This window comes from Mycolicibacterium septicum DSM 44393 (assembly GCF_000455325.1).
GTDB lineage: Bacteria > Actinomycetota > Actinomycetes > Mycobacteriales > Mycobacteriaceae > Mycobacterium > Mycobacterium septicum.
The window spans coordinates 146,393-162,241 of record NZ_HG322951.1 but is presented as its reverse complement, the minus strand read 5'-3'; the positions used below and the strand labels follow the sequence as shown (position 1 = coordinate 162,241).

The window sequence follows — 15,849 nt, the reverse complement described above, 5'->3', positions numbered from 1 at the left end:
CACTCCACAGTGGGGGGCTTTTTTCGTCCGGTGTTACCGAGCCACCACGACGATGCCGTCCTCGTCGCAGTAGGCGATCTCGCCCGGGACGAAGGTCACCCCGCCGAACTCCACGGGTACGTCGCGCTCACCCTCGCCGGTCTTGGTGCCCTTGCGCGGGTTGGTGCCCAGTGCCTTGATGCCGACGTCGATGGTGCGCAGCGTCGCGGCGTCCCGCACCGGTCCGTTGACGACCACGCCCGACCAGCCGTTGTCATGGGCCAGCCCGGCGATGATGTCGCCGACCAGCGCGGTGTGCAGCGAGCCACCGCCGTCGACCACCAGCACCCCGCCGTTGCCCGGGGTGGACAGGATCGACTTGAGCAGTGCGTTGTCCTGGAAGCAGCGCACCGTGGTGATCGGCCCGGCGAACATCGTCTTGCCGCCGTAGTTCTGTAACTGCAGATCGCAGCTACGGACGTCGGGATAGATCTCGTCGACCAGATCAGCGGTGGCGCGCGGTTCGATACTCACCCGGCGATTATCGCAGCCGGCCGGCCGGCGATGCTTTGCACGATGATGTCGTGCACGAATTGGGCCAGGCCCGGTTCGATGTCGTCGTAGTAGCGGGTGAACCGCTCATCCGCCAGATACATCTGTGCCAGGCAGACGTGCATGTCGTCGCTGCAGTCGTAGAACCGCGAAATACCGGCCCGATGGCGGGCGGCCAGCGCATTCGCCTGTGGCGAGCCCGGCGCGATTCCGGCGCGCTTTCCGTCGGCCAGGGCGTCGAGCAGCGCGTCGTTCTCCGCCTTGATCTCGACCCAGTCCTGTTTGGTGAGTCCGGCCGCTCGCTCCTGTGACTGCCGCCATTCGTCAGTGCCGCCCCAGCGCTCGCGGACCTCGTCGGCATGCTCGTCGTACACGGCACTGCCGAAGATCTCGACCTGCTCCTCGGCGGTCAGCTGGATTCCCCTGATGTGGGCGCTCATCAATTCCTCCACTGCCTTGATGGTCTGCGCAAGCTGCTCGGCCTGATCGCAGAGCAGGCTGTGCTGGCGTCGCAGGTGGGCGAGCACGTCGGCATCGCCGTCGATCAGGGACCGGATCTCGTCCAGGGACAGGCCGACCGAGCGGTACACCAGCACCAGGTGCAGGCGCTCGATGTCGGTGTCGGTGTAGCCCCGATAGCCGGCCGCGCTGCGCACGCTCGGCACCACCAGACCGATGTGGTCGTAGTGATGCAGTGTGCGCACCGAGATACCCGTCAGTTCGGCGACCGCACCGACGGATCTCGCCTCTGAATTCGCGTGCATGAGGCCACTATCGACCCTGACGTCGCGTCAGGGTCAAGCCCAGATCAGCTCTCGTCGGAATGACGGCGGCTGAGCAACACCAGCAGCACCGCCAAAACGCCCACGGCCACCGCCGCGGCGAGTGGCAACTTGGACGACGGACTCTCGCTGATCGGCACCGGCACCGGCCCGGACACCGGGTTGGCGGCCGAGGTGACAGTCGACTTGGCTTGGGCCGCAGCCTCTTTGGCGGCCTTCGCGACATCAGGCAGGGGAGTGACGGGAGCGGGGGCCGCCTTGACCGGAGGCGGGGTGGCCGGGGTGCTCGGCGGGGCAGGCTGAGCCTTCTTGGCCGGGGCCTTCTTCGCCGGAGCTTTCTTGGCGGCCTTGGCAGGAGCCTTCTTCGCTGCGGCCTTCTTGGCGGGCGCCTTCTTCGCAGCAGCCTTCTTGGCGGGCGGAGGGCCGGGTTTGGGAGCCGGGGTGGGAGGAGCCGGTGCCGGAGTGGGAGGAGCTGGATCCGCGCCCGCCGCCGGCGCATCGGCCGCAGCCGACTGGGCCGCGGTTTCGGGCTTCTCGGCGGGTTGATCCTGCTGCTCTGCCATCTGGCTGCTCCTTTGCAGTATCTGGTGTTCCGCGGTGGGCGGGGGCCGGCAGTGTTTCCCATCATGCCAGGCGCCGCAGCGGTCAACCCGTGACGGCCAGAGCCGCGGCAAGGGTGACCGCAACAGCCATCATGCCCAATTCCACCAACGAACGGTGCTGCGACAACGCGGCGCTGCTGCGGTGTGCCCGCGCCGCGGGCAGCCACTGCGACCGGTTTCGCCAGGCCAGCACCAACAAGATCACGGTCACGACCACTTTGGCCGCCAACAGCCGGCCGTAGCCGGTTCCCCACAACTCGGCGGGCGAGTTCAACTTGATCGCGGCTCCGGCCACACCGGCGATCAGCAGCACACCCACGCACGACAGCGACAACTGTGAGAACCGGGGCAGCACCCTGGCCCACTGGCCGCGATGTGTCACCGTCAGCACCAGCGCCGCCAGCACGCCGCACCACACCGCCGCCGCCAGTGCGTGCACCGCCACGGCCATCCCACCGATCGGGCTCTCCGAAAGGTGTCCGGTCAGAGTCCTGGCGGCCATCCCGACGGCTGCGACGCCGACAATCGCGGACGTGGTGGTGGCGCCGCGCGGAACGAGGATCGCCACCACACCGACGATGAGTGCCGCCGCGATGCCGACCAGCCCTGAGCGTCCGGAGGCGGTGTACAGACCGAAGTCGGTCAGGGTGCGCACGCCGATCTGCCAGAACCCGACTCCCGCGGTCTGTGCCGCCTCCACCGTCAACCGCACGATCTCGGCCGGCAGCCAGATCGCCGCGGCCAGGGCGAGCGGCCCGGCCGCCCGCCGGCTCGACTCGGCGCGGTAGCGGTCGGATTCGAGGAGTGGCACCGCGGCCAGGCCGAGCGTGACGATGGCGGCGCCGTCAGCCAGCGCCCGGATCAGCGCGCCGGTCACCGTTGACGCCGGACCGCCCACCAGGCTCCGCCGCCGATGAGTACGACGGCGACCAGAACGAACGGCCACACCACGATGCCGCCGTCGGACTGCGCCGGTGAGGAGGCGGCAGGCCCAGGAGTGCCCGCTCCGGCGACGGTCAGGTCGAACGACCAGGAACCCGAGACCACATGCCCGTCTGCGGAGGTCACCCGGTAGTTCACGGTGTACGTACCGGCCGGGCCCAGTGGGCGGACCCCGACGCTCAGCACCGCACCGGCGACCGACGGATCACCCTCGGACCACAGGTTGTTGTCCGGGCCGACGACGGTCATGCTGGCGAAGGCCGGCTGCAGCGCCTCGTTGAAGGTGGCGCTCACCCGCGGAGGGGAGGCGCGCAGCGCCGCATGCTCGGCCGGCTCCGCTGCCACTCGGGCCGCGTGCGCCGACGCGGCCGGGGCCCCGAGCAGTGCAGAGGCGGCCAGGATCAGCCCGGTCAGGGCCGCGGCCAGCAGCCGGCTCATGACCGGCGCCGGGTCAGCAGGCTGGCGACCACCGCGGCGGCCGCGACGATCAACGCTCCACCTGCCAGCCAGCGGGCCGAATTGTCGACGGTGCTCGCCTGGGGTGCCTCGGTGCCGTGTTCGGCAGGTTCGGGTGGGGGCGGGGTTCCGGTCAGCGTCAGTTGCGGCGCGGGGTGCTCGGGCTCGCCGCCGTCGGGCAGCGGGGCCTGATCCCACCGGACCACGGAGCCGTCGGAGTAGGTCTGGGTGACGGGGAAGCTCGCCGTCGGAGCATCGGGCAGTTTGACCGACACCCGGAACAGCGCGAACTGCTCGGGTGAGATGCCCACCCCGGGTGCCGCGGTCCAGGTGACCGTCCGGACCGTGCCTGCGGCGGTGTCACGGTCGAGCTTGGTGGTCCAGCCCGGCATGACCTCGGTGCGGGCCGAGGCGACGTCGGGCAGATCGACCGTCAATTGTGTTGTCAGCGCACCGGTATCGGACTCGCCGGGGACCCGGAAGGTGAGGACCGAGGTGGATCCCGGCGTCGGATTGTCGGCATCGACGTGGACATGTGCCCACGCCGGTGCGGCGGTGAGCAGACCGGTGACGGCGATCGCCGCGGTCGTGAGCAGGGCGCGCGAGGGCGCCCCGGTGAGGGGTTGCATCTCTGGGTGTCTTTCTGGAGTTGGTCGGGGCGGGACAGTCAGGCTCTGACGCCGACCGGTGGACCCCGGTGAGACACCGAAACTGCCAGGAAGAGGGCCGACTGCAGCGGCTGGTCGGTGCCGCGTGCCATGCGGCAGAGCGTCGACACCGGCCCGGTCCGGCCCTCCCGGACCATCGCGCGCACCACCCGCGACACCGCGGCCCACAACCGGGCACCGCAGGCGATCAGGCTCGCGCCGAGCGATACCGCTGCCAGGTGCGCGCCGAACATCATCAAGCCGGGCTGGGCGCTGTGCGAGTGGCCCGCCGTCGCCAGGAGCATGTGGGCCAGCAGCTGTCCGGTACCCAGCAGCCCCCACAACACCGCGGTGCGGTTCGCGCAGGCCACGGTCGCGGCCACCGATCCGAGGGTCACCGCGAGGACGACGAGTTGGGCGGCTACCGCCCCGCCCGGCAGGGCGCCGCCGGCGACGCCATGGGCCGCGACGGCCAATGCGGCGGTGAGGGACCCGACGGCCGTACCGCGCAGCGGGGCTGCGGAATCGATACGGACGCCGGTCATCGAATCGGGCTCAGACCAGTCCCAGCCGAGCCATCAGGTCGGCATCGATGCCGTCGAGCTGGGCGGCGATGGCCGCGTGGGCGCCGCGGCGACGTGCGGTCGGCATGTTCTCGGCGGCGGTCACCGCCGCGGCCAGGTCGGTGAGCCGTTCGTTGATCGCCGTGACGAACTGCTTGGTCTCGGCGTCCTTCGGCTTCTTCTCGGCGACCTGCCGGAGCGTCTGCTCGGCCCCGGAGATCCGCGCGGACAGCTCGGCGCCGTGCCCGGAGAACTGACCGAGCTGCGCCAGCGGGACACCGAGGCGATCGGCGCGCCGTTCGTCCAGGGCACCCCGGGCTGCCGTGGCGGCGCGGTAGATCAACGGCACGAGGACCGGCGCCAGCAAACGTGTGACGGTCAGCAGGCGGCGAATCCTGGCGGGGGCGAGCAGGCGTCCCTCGCGGGCGGCTTTCAACTCGGTCTCGGCCACCTTGAGGGCCGCGCGGTCGCTGTCCCGCTGCGTCTTGACCTGAGCTTTGAGGGCCCGCTGCGCGGATTTTTGATCGGACTTGATGCGACGAGCCTCGTTCTTTGCGGTGAGCCGGGCTTCCAGCTTGGCCTTGGCCTTGATGGCGCGGGCTTCGGCGCGGCGGGTGGCGCGGCTTTTTCGTCGCGTGAACAGGCCCATTCCGGTTGCCTCCCGGTCAATTCGTCGTGTGTTGGTGGTCACCGCAGAACTGCTGCAGACCCACAGTATCGTCCGGCGGATTTGCTCCGCCGCCGCTCCCCGCGATCGGGACGGTCAATCGCCTCAGCTAGCAAATTTGGACTGCGTGTTTGTGCAAGAATCGAATCCGTCAAGGAAGCGTTTGGGCGGTGCGCGAAAGGGTGGTGACAACGTGCGTTCGCGGTTGCGCGTCGCCGCCTCGACCGGTCTGGTGCTTACTGGCCTGATCATCGCCGGTGTCGGGGGAGCGTTGGCGTTTGCCGATCCGGATCGGGGTCGGCCCGACAGCGGTCAGGGCTCGTCGAACAATGCCGGCAACGGGCACGACGGGCACGGCGGCAAGGACCATGGCCAAGGCCACGGTCAGGACGGCGACTCCCAGGGCGAAGGTGACGACGGCGGAGGCTCGCCGGGTACCCGCACGTCCCACAAACCCACCAAGACGAGCGGCAAGCCCACCAAGACGACGGGCAAACCGACCAAGACCGACGAACCCACCGGGCCGTCGCAACCGTCCGGTACCCGGACGCCTCCGCAAACCGGAACCGACACCCCCACCAAGACCGACACCCCCACCAAGACCGACACGGCGACGCCGACCAAGACCGACACGGCCACGCCCACGAAGCCGACCGAGTCGGAGACACCCACGACTTCGGGCACCGTCGAGACGACCACGGCGGTGTCGTCGACCGAGACCACGGTGACGACGTCTGCGACGACGACGGCCACAACGACTGCGACCACCTCGCGCACGACCGAGACGACCGCGACCACCACGAAGACGACCGAGTCGACCTCGGAGACGACCGAGACCACCAAGTCGACCTCGGAAACGACCTCTGCGACTTCGGGGACCACTTCTTCGGGGACCACCGAAACCACCACGACCCTCATCGGCGGCCCGGTCGGAGGAGGAGGCGGCGGAGTCGGCGGCGGGGTGCCCGCGCCGTTCAACTTCCCGCGCCCGCCGCAGATGCTGTTGCCGCCACCGCAGGCCCAGGTGGCCGACGACGTGGCCGCGCCGCCCCCGCCCGGTCTGGCCGCTGCGGCCGGGGCAGCGCCGGTAGCCGTTCCGGTGGTCGTGCTGCCTGTCATCGTGCCGCCGCTCGCGGTGCCGTTGGGCGCCCCGGGCTCTGACCATGGGCCGCAGTCCGGGCCGAGGTCGGGACCAGATGTACAGCCCAACACCAAGATGCGGACCCAGACGAGGCCTCCCGCCGCCGCCGGTTTGGACGCGGGCCTCCCGCCGGCGTCCTTCCGGGCCGGCTACACGGACTACCTGCGCACCGCGAACACGCTGGAGATCGCGGCGATGGCCCTGCCCGGCGTGACGGGGATGATGGCACTGACCGGTCTGGGTGGGCTCGTGGGTTACCGGCAGGCGAAAGCCGGCCGTACGGTCCGAATCGACGCCAGTCGGTTCATGCGTTAGGAACGACCTGGGAGAATCACGGGTGGAAAGGGGGATCATGTCCGCCAGTCGAAGCGTCACGCGCGCTGTCAACGAGGTTCTCGACCTCGCCCCTCGACAGGGCGAAGTCACATTGACCCGCCTGGTCGACGCGGTGAGCGCAGACCGCGGCAGGCCGATCGAACTGACCATGGCCGAGCTTCCGCCCGGGGTCTGCGGCCAGTGGCGTCAGTATGCCGACCGCGATGTGTTCCTCATCCAACAGGGCCTGCCGGCCTGGGACCGCACCCTGGCTCACGAGCTCGGCCACCTGGTGCTGGGCCACGAGGGCATCTCGATCGTCGACGCGGCCGCGGCTACCGCCGAGGTGGCCACCTCGGATCTGATCAGCTACATGCTCAACCAACGGACCGGCTGCATGGGTCCCAACGGCGAAGACATCGAGCAGGAAGCCGAGGACTTCGCCGCGCTCCTGCTCTACCGCCTCGGCCGGCTGCCCTCCGACCGGTCATCGATCGTGCAGGTGCGCCTCGGAGAGGCATTTGGTTGATCGTCTGGGTGATCGCCGGCCTCCTCGGCCTGGCTACCGGCCTGCGCATCGGTTGGGCACTGGTCAACAAACAATCCCTGGTGAGCTCCGCGATGATCCTGTCGTTGGGCAGCCTCGGCGTCGTGGCCGCACTGAACTGGCAGCCGCTCGCCCTGCTGATCGACACGGTGGTGCACTGGCCCAACATCGCGGTCGGCCTGAGCCAGCTCGCGCTGATCGCATGTGCCGCCGGCAGTTGCGTGATGATCACGACCGCATCCTCGGGTCATTCGGCCACCCTCACCCGGCGCATCGCACTGATCCAGTACGGCATCGCCGGTGTCGTGGCCGTCATCAGCCTGGTGATCTTCTTCCGTGCCGGTAGGCAACCGGAGATGTCCCCCTCGGAGTACCTCAGGCGGGACCTCGGGTCGAGCGGCACGTCGTGGCTGCTGCCATTGCTCTACGTATTCCTGGCCCTGACCCTGGTGGCCTGGGCCGGCCTGCGCTACTCCAACCGCAGCCGGCGAGGGCGGGCGCTGTTCCTGTTCACCGTCGGCATGGTGCTGATCGTCGCTGCCAGCAGCTTCGTCCTGCTCCGGGCCGCGGGGCGGACCGAGCCCGTCGGCGTCGGCGTCGCCGCGACCATGCTCGGGTGCGCCATGGTCGTCGTCGCCGCCGGATCACTGCTGCCGAGCGTCGAAGACTGGTTCGGTGCACAACACGAACTGCGGACCATCAAACCGCTGCTGAACGAACTGGCTCGCCGCCAGCCGGATGTGGGCATCGGGGTCCGGCCGCGCGGACCGCTGGTGTTCCGCGTCGCCGAGCGGATGTCGCTGATCTCCGACGCGCTCTATCTGGAGGCCACCGCGGCCGACGCGCGGCGGCACGAAACCGCCGGTCCGCGCGGATCAAGTGGCGCAACAGAATTGGGGGACACCGAGCGGCCTCAGGTGTCACCCCGGGATCAGGCGCGGGCCATCGCCCAGTGGATCTATGACACCCGCGAAGATGACCGAGATTCGGCGTTCCCGGGGTTGGCGTGGCTCAGCCAGCCCGAATCGTATTCAGACCGGGAATGGATTCTGGCGATCGCCGAGCAGTACCGGGATTTGGACCGCTCAGCGGCACGCAGCTGAAACCCGCGTGAGTGGGAACCACCGAAATGGTCCCCACTGACGTGGGTTTGAGCGCGGTGAGACGCCAGACGAGTCTGACGAATCAGTCGTCGAGGTGCTCGCGGCGGCGCAGCTCGTCGACCTTCTGGACCAGGTCCTGCTGAGCCTCGTTGGACAGCCCGACGGTGCGGGCGGCGATCCGGCGGATCCCCTCGTCACGCATGCTGGCCAGCCAGGTCAGCTCCTTGTCGAGCTTCTCGTAGTACTCGTCATCGGTGAAGTAAGCCGGCTTGATCCGGAAGAAGTTGGCAAGTGCGGCCATGGTTGCCACCGACGGGTTCGTCCGGTTGCCCGAACGGAGCTGCGACAGGTACGGGGCCGACATGGTGACGCCCTCGGACTTGAGTGCGGCGATCACCTCGGCAGACGTGTGGGGTCCGCGCCCAGGCGGATAAACCGTATCGAACAGGCGGTTTAGGCGGGCGGCGAACGTCTTGCTCATCGATTTGACCTCCACATGCTTCACGAGCGGTACGAATAGGCGGCGTATTTGCTGACTATGGTAGCGAGTGTTGTGACGACAACCAAGTGCAAACGCCACAAAAGTTAAACTGGCTTTGCGTTTAGACGGCCGCCGGCACGGAAACCGGGGTCTTCGCCGTGGAGGTGGCGCGGGATTGCGCCGTCTGGCAATGCAAAAGGTGACGGTCGCGTTGTATTGGGCACGGTGAGCTGCGCTCACAGGTGCACTCGATCATGATCAACTTCTGGGCCGGCAACCAGGGCGCGGCCGTGACTAGGGGAAACAGATATTTGCTGGAGCGAGGACCCCTCGTCGCGTCGGATTGCGAGCAAGGCTGTTGTCGAACGACGTGGAACACGTTACAGGTCGGGCGATGGAATGTGCATCAGCCCCCTTGCGTGCGATAGCCAGACGGCCTCGAGGGGATTCTGGCGCCGATTCCAGGTGGAGTTGCGGGGCGGAAACACGTGGGCGTTTGCTCTGCGGCCGGACAAACGGTGGCACAAATATGGCGGCGGGGACGGTTGCGGCGGGGTGCCACGGCTATCTGAGGGGCGCCACGGGTAGCCGAGTACGGCGACCCTGCTGCTGACGCCGGCGCTGACGCCTGCGGCTGCGGACATGGCGACCTTTCGACACACCGCCGGTATGTGCCGCGTGCGCGGCGCACTTACATACGGTCGAAGGTCTCACTCACCCACCGCATCGCCATCCGTCGGCCGGGCCTGACGCCAGCGTGTCGACACGACGATTGCGGGCTGTTGCCCTTCGCTGATCTTGAGGACCCTAGCCGCTGAAGACGTAGTCCGCTACATTTCCTATCTTTTTCGGGTAGCCAGATTCTCCTGATTGGAGAGGGTGTCCCTCGACTGGCAGCGTCATGCCGCCAGGAGCATCGCCAGGATCGCGGTGTCGGGGTGGCTGATCGGATCGACACCCACCCGGCTGACCATCGATGTCACGGTGCCGTCCGATTCGGCTTCGACCCAGGCGGCTCGGTGTTCCAGCCCGAGATATGGAAGCCCGGGTAGCAGTACGCAACCCGACGCAGCGCCGGTGCACTCCGGAAGTGACGGCGTCGTCTCCGAGGGCGGATGCAGCATGAGCAGTGCCGGTGGTTGATGCTCGGCGAAATACCCGGGTGGAACCGCGGATTCGCCGACCACCGGCCCCTCGGCTATGACCAGGCCGACGGTTCCGGGCAGAGGCTGCTCAGGCAACTCCTCGCGGACGCCGAAAACTGTTGTAGTGGAGAGCAATCCGGGAAGTGAAGCGACCCGGACGGTCACCATGAGAAGCTGCGCCCACTCCTTGGTGGATTCGGGCCATCGACCCGCGACCACAAAACCTTTGAGCGCACCGCCGGAATGAAAAGGGGCGATCTCGATCGCCCGGCCGGACCCCGTCGTATCCATATCGCCTCCGGGACATCGGTGTTGGTGCACCGGCGGATCGGTGCTCCGACACGTCTGTGGGTCGATCACATCAGAATGAGGCAGCAGCGGGAACGGTGCAAGGCGACACGGCCCGGAAACGAGGGCGGGGCGTCACGCAATGTGCGCGACGCCCCTTGGTGAGAGATCAGAAAACCGATCCGGCCCTCGAACCGGACCTATGGCCGAACTAGCCGAAGATCAGGCCGTTGGTCTTGGAGGTGGCTGCCGCGTAGCGGTTCTGCACGTCCTCCCAGTTCACGACGTTCCAGAACGCCTTGACGTAGTCGGCCTTGACGTTCTTGTACTGCAGGTAGAAGGCGTGCTCCCACATGTCGACCTGCAGCAGCGGGATGATGCCGAGCGGCACGTTGGCCTGCTGGTCGTAGAGCTGGAAGGTGAGCAGCCGGTCGCCGAGGCTGTCGTAGCCGAGCACGGCCCAGCCCGAACCCTGAAGTCCGTTGGCGGCGGCGGTGAACTGCGCCTGGAACTTGTCGAACGAGCCGAACTGGTCGTCGATGGCCGCGGCGAGGTCACCGGTCGGCTTGTCGCCACCGTTGGGGGACAGGTTCTTCCACCAGATCGAGTGGTTCACGTGGCCGCCGAGGTGGAACGCGAGGTTCTTCTCGTTGAGGAAGATCGCCGCGTGGTCACCGTTGGCCCGCGCCTCGTCGAGCTTGGCGACGGCGTCGTTGACACCCTTGACGTAGGCCGCGTGGTGCTTGCTGTGGTGGAGTTCGTTGATCTGCCCGGAGATGTGGGGCTCCAGCGCTCCGTAGTCGTAATCCAGGTCCGGCAAAGTGTATTCAGCCACGAGATTCCTTCCTCATTATCGATCGATGGAGCCAGGCGCCCTCAGCGATCCTGAAGTTCGTCAAGATCGCTGCCAACCTTGCTCCATCGCAGGGCGCACCGCAAGGACGCGCGCGCCGACCCCACGTATACCCGATGAGGCGGCGGTCAGAACAAGACGATGACTGCGAGCACGCCCAGCAACAGCAGGGCGATCACGCCGGCCCGAAGGAAGGCCATCAACTGGTTACGGGTGTGCAGATGCCCGGCGGAATGCCACTCGGGCTGCGGAAAGGCTGATCCCGATCCCATCGGATGTGACGCCATCAAACACTCCTGACCTGCACGATCAATGCTTGCCCCCCAGTGAGTTCTGTCACAACAGCTGGTGTGACGCTGATCATAGACTCTGTAATGGCCAGTGGAAAATCGGCCTCCGCGTAAGTGGATGCGGCGGGCTCGGCGCCTGGAATCAGGCTGATCCCAATCGATCCGGGTGAGCCGCCTGTGGCCACGTTTAGCCGAGTGCTTAATTTCGCTCCGCGTCGGTGGTGGTTGTTGATCGCTGCCGTGGACACCCCAGGGTTATCCACAGTGAAGGACAGCTACCGCACAGTAATCCCCATATCGCGGGCTTTTGCGCTGGTGCCGGCCTGTGGATGAACCTGTGGAAACTGTGGATAGCTTCTCGTTGCTAACGCCGCAGCGAGGCATCAGGGGCGGGTGCACTCGGCGGCCCGGGCATGCGAGCATTGAGGGCATGGACGATGTGGAAGTCGGGCAGGCCGATATCGCTGCGGTACCCACCACGTTCGAGGGTTCGGTCGTGCTGCTGGACGTCCGTGAGGACGACGAATGGCAACGCGGTCACGCCGCGGGCGCGCAGCACATCCCGATGGGTGATGTGCCGACGAGGATCGCCGAGATCGACCCGGACGCCGAGCTGTACGTGATCTGCCATGCGGGTGGACGCTCTCTGCGCGTGGCGAACTACCTGGCCCGCAACGGCTACACCCCGGTCAACGTCGAGGGCGGAATGCTGGCCTGGGCCGGAGCCGGTCGCCCGGTCATCACCGACGCCGGTGGCCCGGGCAGCGTCTGACCGCGGGGACCGGGCGGGAGATCGTGGCTAGGCTGGTCGGATGATCCAGGTGTGTTCGCAGTGCGGGACGCGCTGGAACGTGCGTGACCGGCAGCGGTCGTGGTGTCCCCGGTGCGGCGGTTCGTTGTTGGCGCCCTCTGCGTCGTCGCCGCAGTCACCGTGGGGACCTGCTGCGCAGTCTCCCGCGTCTCCGGCACCGTCACCACAGTCACCGGGGGCACCGCGCACGCCGCAACTCGCGCCCGGCTATCGCTGGATCGCCCTGCGCCCGGGCGCTCCGCCACATCAGCGGCGCAGGCGCCGCTCCCTCGGGCCGACTCCGCACTACCGCACGATCCCGAGCTGGGGCCTGCACCAGTACTTCGACGTCGATGAACAGCCGGAGAAGACCCCTGAAGAGTCCGGCGTCGCCACGGTGCGCATCATGCTCGTCGCAGCCATGGTGGTGCTGGGGATCGCGGCCTTCGCCCATGTGATCCGGTATGTGCTGCTGCTGATCAACCGCAGCGTGCTGCTGCACCCGCTGATCGCCATCGGCGGCCTGGTGATCGGTCTGCTGGCCAGCGTCGTCGCGATCGGCGTCGTGGTCATGACGGTGGTGGCCCTGGTGCGCTGGCTGATCGCGCGTCGGGCCGCCGCTTACGCCGAGCACGGCGAGGTGGATCCGCGCAGCACCACGACCCTGTGGCTCTGTTGCCTGGCGCCGGGGGTGAACCTGGTGATGGCGCCGGTGTTCGTCTGGGAACTGGCCACCCTCGAAGGGCGCCTCTCGTATCTGCGGCGCCCGATCGTGGTGTGGTGGATCGTCTGGGTGCTCAGCGCGGTGGTCGCGACGTGGACGATGGCGAGCACCGTGTACGTGACCTTCTTCAACGACGTTGCGCAGAACATCGCCGACAACACGGTAACCGTGATCGTCGGGTACCTGCTGGGGTTGGCGGCCTTCCTGCTGACCGCCAAGGTGTTCACCGGGTTCGAGGGCACCGGTACGGCGACGGCTGAGCGCAGCGTCCGGCGCTGGGTGGTGCTCGAGCCCGAGGCGGCCGAGCCTTCGGAGAATCGTGAGGATTCGGCCGAATCGGCCGTTCCGGTTGAGCCCCAAGGGCAGAACCCGGCAGCATAGGCCGTATGGAAACGGGCGACGGCGGAGGCGCTGGACAGGCGACCCCGGGGCCTGGGCATCCGTTCGTGGTGGCCCACCGGGGGGCATCCGCCGACAAACCCGAGCACACACTTGCCGCATACGACCTCGCCCTGCGCGAGGGCGCCGACGGCGTGGAATGCGATGTGCGGCTGACCCGTGACGGACACCTGGTGTGTGTGCACGACCGTCGGGTGGACCGCACCTCCACGGGCACCGGTCTGGTCAGCGAGATGACGCTGGCCGAGCTGCGCCGGCTGGATTACGGGTCATGGCACGCCGGCGGACGTTCCGGCGATGCCGACGGTGTCGATCCGGAGGCCGGCCCGATCGGGGATACCGGGCTGCTGACCCTCGACGACCTCGTCTCGCTGGTGCTGGACTGGAACCGGCCGGTCAAGCTGTTCATCGAGACCAAACATCCCGTGCGCTACGGCGCGCTGGTGGAGAACAAGGTGCTGGCGCTGCTGCACCGGTACGGCATCGCCGCGCCGGCCTCGGCCGATCTGTCGCGCGCGGTGGTGATGTCCTTCTCGGCGGCGGCGGTGTGGCGGATCCGCCGGGCCGCCCCGATGCTGCCGACGGTGCTACTCGGTGAGACGTCGCGCTACCTGGGCGGCAGCGCGGCCACCACGGTCGGGGCCACGGCGGTCGGCCCGTCCATCGCGACCCTGCGTGAGCATCCCGAACTGGTCGACCGGGCCGCCGCCCAGGGACGTGCCCTGTACTGCTGGACCGTCGACCACTACGAGGATGTCCAGTTCTGCCGGGACATCGGCGTCGGGTGGGTGGCCACGAATCATCCCGGCCGCACCAAGAGTTGGCTGCAGAACGGCCTGACCGGTGCGGGCCGGGACTGAGAGTCAGAGATTGCCGCCGGCGGCCTTCGGAGCGCTGGTGTCCGGACCGGCACCGCCGGCGAGTTCGCGGGCCACGAAATCCTCGATGTGGAACAGGTTGGCGCCGGCGCGGTCGGCGATGCGCACCAGCGTCGCCATCGACGAAACCTCTTCGATCTGCTCCTTGAGGAACCACTGCATGAACTGCTCGCCGAGGTAGTCGCCCTCCTCGCGGGCCACACTGGCAAGCCGGCTGATCTGCTCGGTGACGGTGCGCTCCTGGCTGAGGGCCAGTGCGAGCGCGTCCCGGGGAGCATCGAAGCGGTTGCACACCGCGTCGACCCCGGGGATCTCGACGTCGACATCGCGATCGAGCAGGTACTGGACCAGCATCATGGCGTGGTTGCGCTCTTCGACCGCCTGCGCATAGAAGTGCTTGGCGAGCTGCGGGAGGTCGGCACCGTCGAAATAAACCGCAATTGCGATGTATTGCTGTGCCGCGGTGAACTCGCTGCGGATCTGGTCGGAGATAAGTGCGTGGAATTTCGTGTCGAGTTCACCGGTCGTCGTCATGATCGCGAGGATATAGCAGGTCAGGGCGCATTGTCATCGAAGGTTGACCTCATTGAGGTCAGCTTTACCTTAGTCGGCCGGCTGCGGTGTGGCGCGCATTACATTTGCTGATGAGAATTTGCTGTTGCCTTATTTAGCTTTGCCTAAGCTCAAGGCTCGGGTTTTTCGATGACGTCCGCCGGGACGGCCGAGTCGTTGGCCAGCGCGGTGAACAGGCGGCCGGCCGCGTCGCTGTCCCACACCACCACCGCGCCCGAATCGCTGCCGGTGAACTCGCCGATCGGCACCGTCGTGGTGACCAGGTCGTCGCCGTGCATCGCCCAGGCCAGCCGGCCGAGGTCCCAGACGTGAGCGTTCTCGTCCACTGCCACCGAGTTGGTGGCGGCGCGGGCCATCGGCTGCCAGCGCAACGGGTTGAGCAGCACCTCCGGGCTGGTGGCCCGCTGCAGCAGGGCGGACATGAACGCCCGCTGGTGGATCATCCGGTCCAGGTCTGCGCGCGGCGTGGCGCGGGTCCGGACGTAGCCCAGGGCACTGCGACCGTCGAGTTCCTGGCAGCCCGCCGGTAGGTCGATCCCGGCCAGCGGGTCGCTGATCGGCTCGGCCGGGCACATCGTCACCCCGCCGACGGCGTCGACGAGTGCGGCGAAACCGTCGAAACCGATCTCGGCGTAGTGGTCGAGGTGCAGGCCGGTCGCCTGCTCGACGGTCTGGGCCAGCAGCGGCGCACCGCCCAGGGAGAACGCCGCGTTGACCTTGTCCTCGCCGTAGCCGGGAATCGGCAGGTAGGAATCGCGGGGTATCGACACCATGGTGGGCGGGTTGCCCGAACCGATCCCGGGGATGTGCACCAACAGGATGGTGTCGGTCCGCCCGTTGCCGATGTCCCCGCCGGTGGCGAGATCGGCCTGCTGCTCGGGGCTGAGGTTCTGGCGGCTGTCCGAGCCCACCAGCAGCCAGGTGGTGCCCTGCGCCGCGGCGGGGCGCTCGGGGTAGTCGGCGAGGGCCGGGATGCGGTGCAGCGACGAGTCGATCCAGAAGCCGCCGCCGATCACTGCCAGCGCAACCGCCAATACGGAGACCAGGAGGATCGCCGACACCCGACGGCCCCAGCGCCGACGGCGCCGGGGCTTGCGTACCGGCGTGGGTGCGGGCGGTCGGGCCACCGCCG

General features: G+C 68.0%; 20 protein-coding genes. 6 read left to right on the top strand and 14 right to left on the bottom strand.

The window, feature by feature from the left end; translation table 11 throughout:
• Window positions 1–33: 33 nt before the first annotated feature.
• The 8 genes from rraA to TX88_RS00740 form a co-directional block, all read right to left on the bottom strand.
• Entirely contained in the window at window positions 34–513 is a 480-nt protein-coding gene (rraA, locus tag TX88_RS00775) for a ribonuclease E activity regulator RraA (protein WP_044513920.1), read from the bottom strand.
• Window positions 510–1,295 (bottom strand): MerR family transcriptional regulator, encoded by a 786-nt coding sequence (locus TX88_RS00770; protein ID WP_044513918.1) that lies wholly within the window; start codon window positions 1,293–1,295, stop codon window positions 510–512. Before TX88_RS00770 ends, rraA begins: the two co-directional genes overlap by 4 nt.
• A gap of 44 nt (window positions 1,296–1,339) precedes the next feature.
• The gene (locus TX88_RS00765) at window positions 1,340–1,876 is read right to left on the bottom strand and encodes a hypothetical protein (protein ID WP_044513916.1); all 537 of its coding nucleotides are present in this window, start codon (window positions 1,874–1,876) and stop codon (window positions 1,340–1,342) included.
• Window positions 1,877–1,958: 82 nt separating this feature from the next.
• A complete protein-coding gene (locus tag TX88_RS00760; RefSeq protein ID WP_244438306.1) occupies window positions 1,959–2,813 on the bottom strand; it encodes a CopD family protein in 855 nt (284 codons plus the stop codon).
• Entirely contained in the window at window positions 2,789–3,295 is a 507-nt protein-coding gene (locus TX88_RS00755) for a copper resistance CopC family protein (RefSeq protein ID WP_044513912.1), read from the bottom strand. The genes TX88_RS00760 and TX88_RS00755 overlap by 25 nt, the downstream gene beginning before the upstream one ends.
• Window positions 3,292–3,942, bottom strand: a complete 651-nt coding sequence (locus TX88_RS00750) for a YcnI family copper-binding membrane protein (protein WP_044513911.1) — start codon at window positions 3,940–3,942, stop codon at window positions 3,292–3,294. Before TX88_RS00750 ends, TX88_RS00755 begins: the two co-directional genes overlap by 4 nt.
• A gap of 38 nt (window positions 3,943–3,980) precedes the next feature.
• The gene (locus tag TX88_RS00745) at window positions 3,981–4,505 is read right to left on the bottom strand and encodes a hypothetical protein (protein WP_044513909.1); all 525 of its coding nucleotides are present in this window, start codon (window positions 4,503–4,505) and stop codon (window positions 3,981–3,983) included.
• Between the two features lie 10 nt (window positions 4,506–4,515).
• Entirely contained in the window at window positions 4,516–5,172 is a 657-nt protein-coding gene (locus tag TX88_RS00740) for a DUF6474 family protein (protein WP_044513907.1), read from the bottom strand.
• Window positions 5,173–5,383: 211 nt separating this feature from the next.
• Here TX88_RS00740 and TX88_RS34805 point away from each other — a divergent pair, with 211 nt between their 5' ends.
• Genes TX88_RS34805 through TX88_RS00725 form a run of 3 tightly spaced genes read left to right on the top strand, consistent with a single transcriptional unit; the run spans window position 5,384 to window position 8,296 of the window.
• Entirely contained in the window at window positions 5,384–6,646 is a 1,263-nt protein-coding gene (locus tag TX88_RS34805; RefSeq protein ID WP_244438305.1) for a hypothetical protein, read from the top strand.
• A 37-nt stretch (window positions 6,647–6,683) separates the two neighbouring features.
• Window positions 6,684–7,175 carry an ImmA/IrrE family metallo-endopeptidase gene (locus TX88_RS00730; protein ID WP_029109019.1) on the top strand — a complete coding sequence of 164 codons (492 nt, stop codon included), beginning with the start codon at window positions 6,684–6,686 and terminating at the stop codon, window positions 7,173–7,175.
• Window positions 7,172–8,296: a hypothetical protein gene (locus tag TX88_RS00725; protein WP_044513901.1), complete on the top strand. Its 1,125-nt coding sequence runs from the start codon at window positions 7,172–7,174 to the stop codon at window positions 8,294–8,296. The genes TX88_RS00730 and TX88_RS00725 overlap by 4 nt, the downstream gene beginning before the upstream one ends.
• A gap of 82 nt (window positions 8,297–8,378) precedes the next feature.
• Here TX88_RS00725 and TX88_RS00720 read toward each other — a convergent pair whose 3' ends face one another.
• The 4 genes from TX88_RS00720 to TX88_RS34470 form a co-directional block, all read right to left on the bottom strand.
• On the bottom strand, window positions 8,379–8,777 hold the full coding sequence (locus TX88_RS00720) for a secretion protein EspR (protein WP_044518958.1): 399 nt from the start codon (window positions 8,775–8,777) through the stop codon (window positions 8,379–8,381).
• Between the two features lie 899 nt (window positions 8,778–9,676).
• The gene (locus TX88_RS00715; RefSeq protein ID WP_044513899.1) at window positions 9,677–10,213 is read right to left on the bottom strand and encodes a hypothetical protein; all 537 of its coding nucleotides are present in this window, start codon (window positions 10,211–10,213) and stop codon (window positions 9,677–9,679) included.
• A gap of 208 nt (window positions 10,214–10,421) precedes the next feature.
• Window positions 10,422–11,045, bottom strand: a complete 624-nt coding sequence (locus TX88_RS00710; RefSeq protein ID WP_003883955.1) for a superoxide dismutase — start codon at window positions 11,043–11,045, stop codon at window positions 10,422–10,424.
• Between the two features lie 146 nt (window positions 11,046–11,191).
• Entirely contained in the window at window positions 11,192–11,350 is a 159-nt protein-coding gene (locus TX88_RS34470; protein ID WP_167333285.1) for a hypothetical protein, read from the bottom strand.
• Window positions 11,351–11,783: 433 nt separating this feature from the next.
• Here TX88_RS34470 and TX88_RS00705 point away from each other — a divergent pair, with 433 nt between their 5' ends.
• From TX88_RS00705 to TX88_RS00695, 3 genes are read left to right on the top strand one after another with little or no spacing between them, the layout of a single operon-like run.
• Window positions 11,784–12,125: a rhodanese-like domain-containing protein gene (locus tag TX88_RS00705; protein ID WP_044513892.1), complete on the top strand. Its 342-nt coding sequence runs from the start codon at window positions 11,784–11,786 to the stop codon at window positions 12,123–12,125.
• 40 nt (window positions 12,126–12,165) lie between these two features.
• Complete coding sequence (locus TX88_RS00700; RefSeq protein ID WP_044513891.1) at window positions 12,166–13,248, top strand: DUF4328 domain-containing protein; 1,083 nt, start codon at window positions 12,166–12,168, stop codon at window positions 13,246–13,248.
• A gap of 5 nt (window positions 13,249–13,253) precedes the next feature.
• Entirely contained in the window at window positions 13,254–14,126 is an 873-nt protein-coding gene (locus TX88_RS00695) for a glycerophosphodiester phosphodiesterase (protein WP_044513889.1), read from the top strand.
• A gap of 3 nt (window positions 14,127–14,129) precedes the next feature.
• On the opposite strand, the gene TX88_RS00690 is transcribed toward TX88_RS00695, so the two are convergent.
• On the bottom strand, window positions 14,130–14,678 hold the full coding sequence (locus tag TX88_RS00690) for a ferritin (RefSeq protein WP_044513887.1): 549 nt from the start codon (window positions 14,676–14,678) through the stop codon (window positions 14,130–14,132).
• A gap of 149 nt (window positions 14,679–14,827) precedes the next feature.
• On the bottom strand, window positions 14,828–15,844 hold the full coding sequence (locus tag TX88_RS00685; RefSeq protein WP_244438460.1) for an LCP family protein: 1,017 nt from the start codon (window positions 15,842–15,844) through the stop codon (window positions 14,828–14,830).
• Between the last annotated feature and the right edge of the window lie 5 nt (window positions 15,845–15,849).

What these genes read in the sequence shown, in the direction of transcription:
- TX88_RS00745 (WP_044513909.1), bottom strand. Translation starts at nt 4,505, where the DNA reads ATGACCGGCGTCCGTATCGATTCCGCAGCCCCGCTGCGCGGTACGGCC.
- TX88_RS00715 (WP_044513899.1), bottom strand. Translation starts at nt 10,213, where the DNA reads ATGGATACGACGGGGTCCGGCCGGGCGATCGAGATCGCCCCTTTTCAT.
- TX88_RS34470 (WP_167333285.1), bottom strand. Translation starts at nt 11,350, where the DNA reads ATGGCGTCACATCCGATGGGATCGGGATCAGCCTTTCCGCAGCCCGAG.
- TX88_RS00755 (WP_044513912.1), bottom strand. Translation starts at nt 3,295, where the DNA reads ATGAGCCGGCTGCTGGCCGCGGCCCTGACCGGGCTGATCCTGGCCGCC.
- TX88_RS00695 (WP_044513889.1), top strand. Translation starts at nt 13,254, where the DNA reads ATGGAAACGGGCGACGGCGGAGGCGCTGGACAGGCGACCCCGGGGCCT.
- TX88_RS00750 (WP_044513911.1), bottom strand. Translation starts at nt 3,942, where the DNA reads ATGCAACCCCTCACCGGGGCGCCCTCGCGCGCCCTGCTCACGACCGCG.
- TX88_RS00730 (WP_029109019.1), top strand. Translation starts at nt 6,684, where the DNA reads ATGTCCGCCAGTCGAAGCGTCACGCGCGCTGTCAACGAGGTTCTCGAC.
- TX88_RS00700 (WP_044513891.1), top strand. Translation starts at nt 12,166, where the DNA reads ATGATCCAGGTGTGTTCGCAGTGCGGGACGCGCTGGAACGTGCGTGAC.
- TX88_RS00705 (WP_044513892.1), top strand. Translation starts at nt 11,784, where the DNA reads ATGGACGATGTGGAAGTCGGGCAGGCCGATATCGCTGCGGTACCCACC.
- TX88_RS00740 (WP_044513907.1), bottom strand. Translation starts at nt 5,172, where the DNA reads ATGGGCCTGTTCACGCGACGAAAAAGCCGCGCCACCCGCCGCGCCGAA.
- TX88_RS00690 (WP_044513887.1), bottom strand. Translation starts at nt 14,678, where the DNA reads ATGACGACGACCGGTGAACTCGACACGAAATTCCACGCACTTATCTCC.
- TX88_RS00770 (WP_044513918.1), bottom strand. Translation starts at nt 1,295, where the DNA reads ATGCACGCGAATTCAGAGGCGAGATCCGTCGGTGCGGTCGCCGAACTG.
- TX88_RS00765 (WP_044513916.1), bottom strand. Translation starts at nt 1,876, where the DNA reads ATGGCAGAGCAGCAGGATCAACCCGCCGAGAAGCCCGAAACCGCGGCC.
- TX88_RS00720 (WP_044518958.1), bottom strand. Translation starts at nt 8,777, where the DNA reads ATGAGCAAGACGTTCGCCGCCCGCCTAAACCGCCTGTTCGATACGGTT.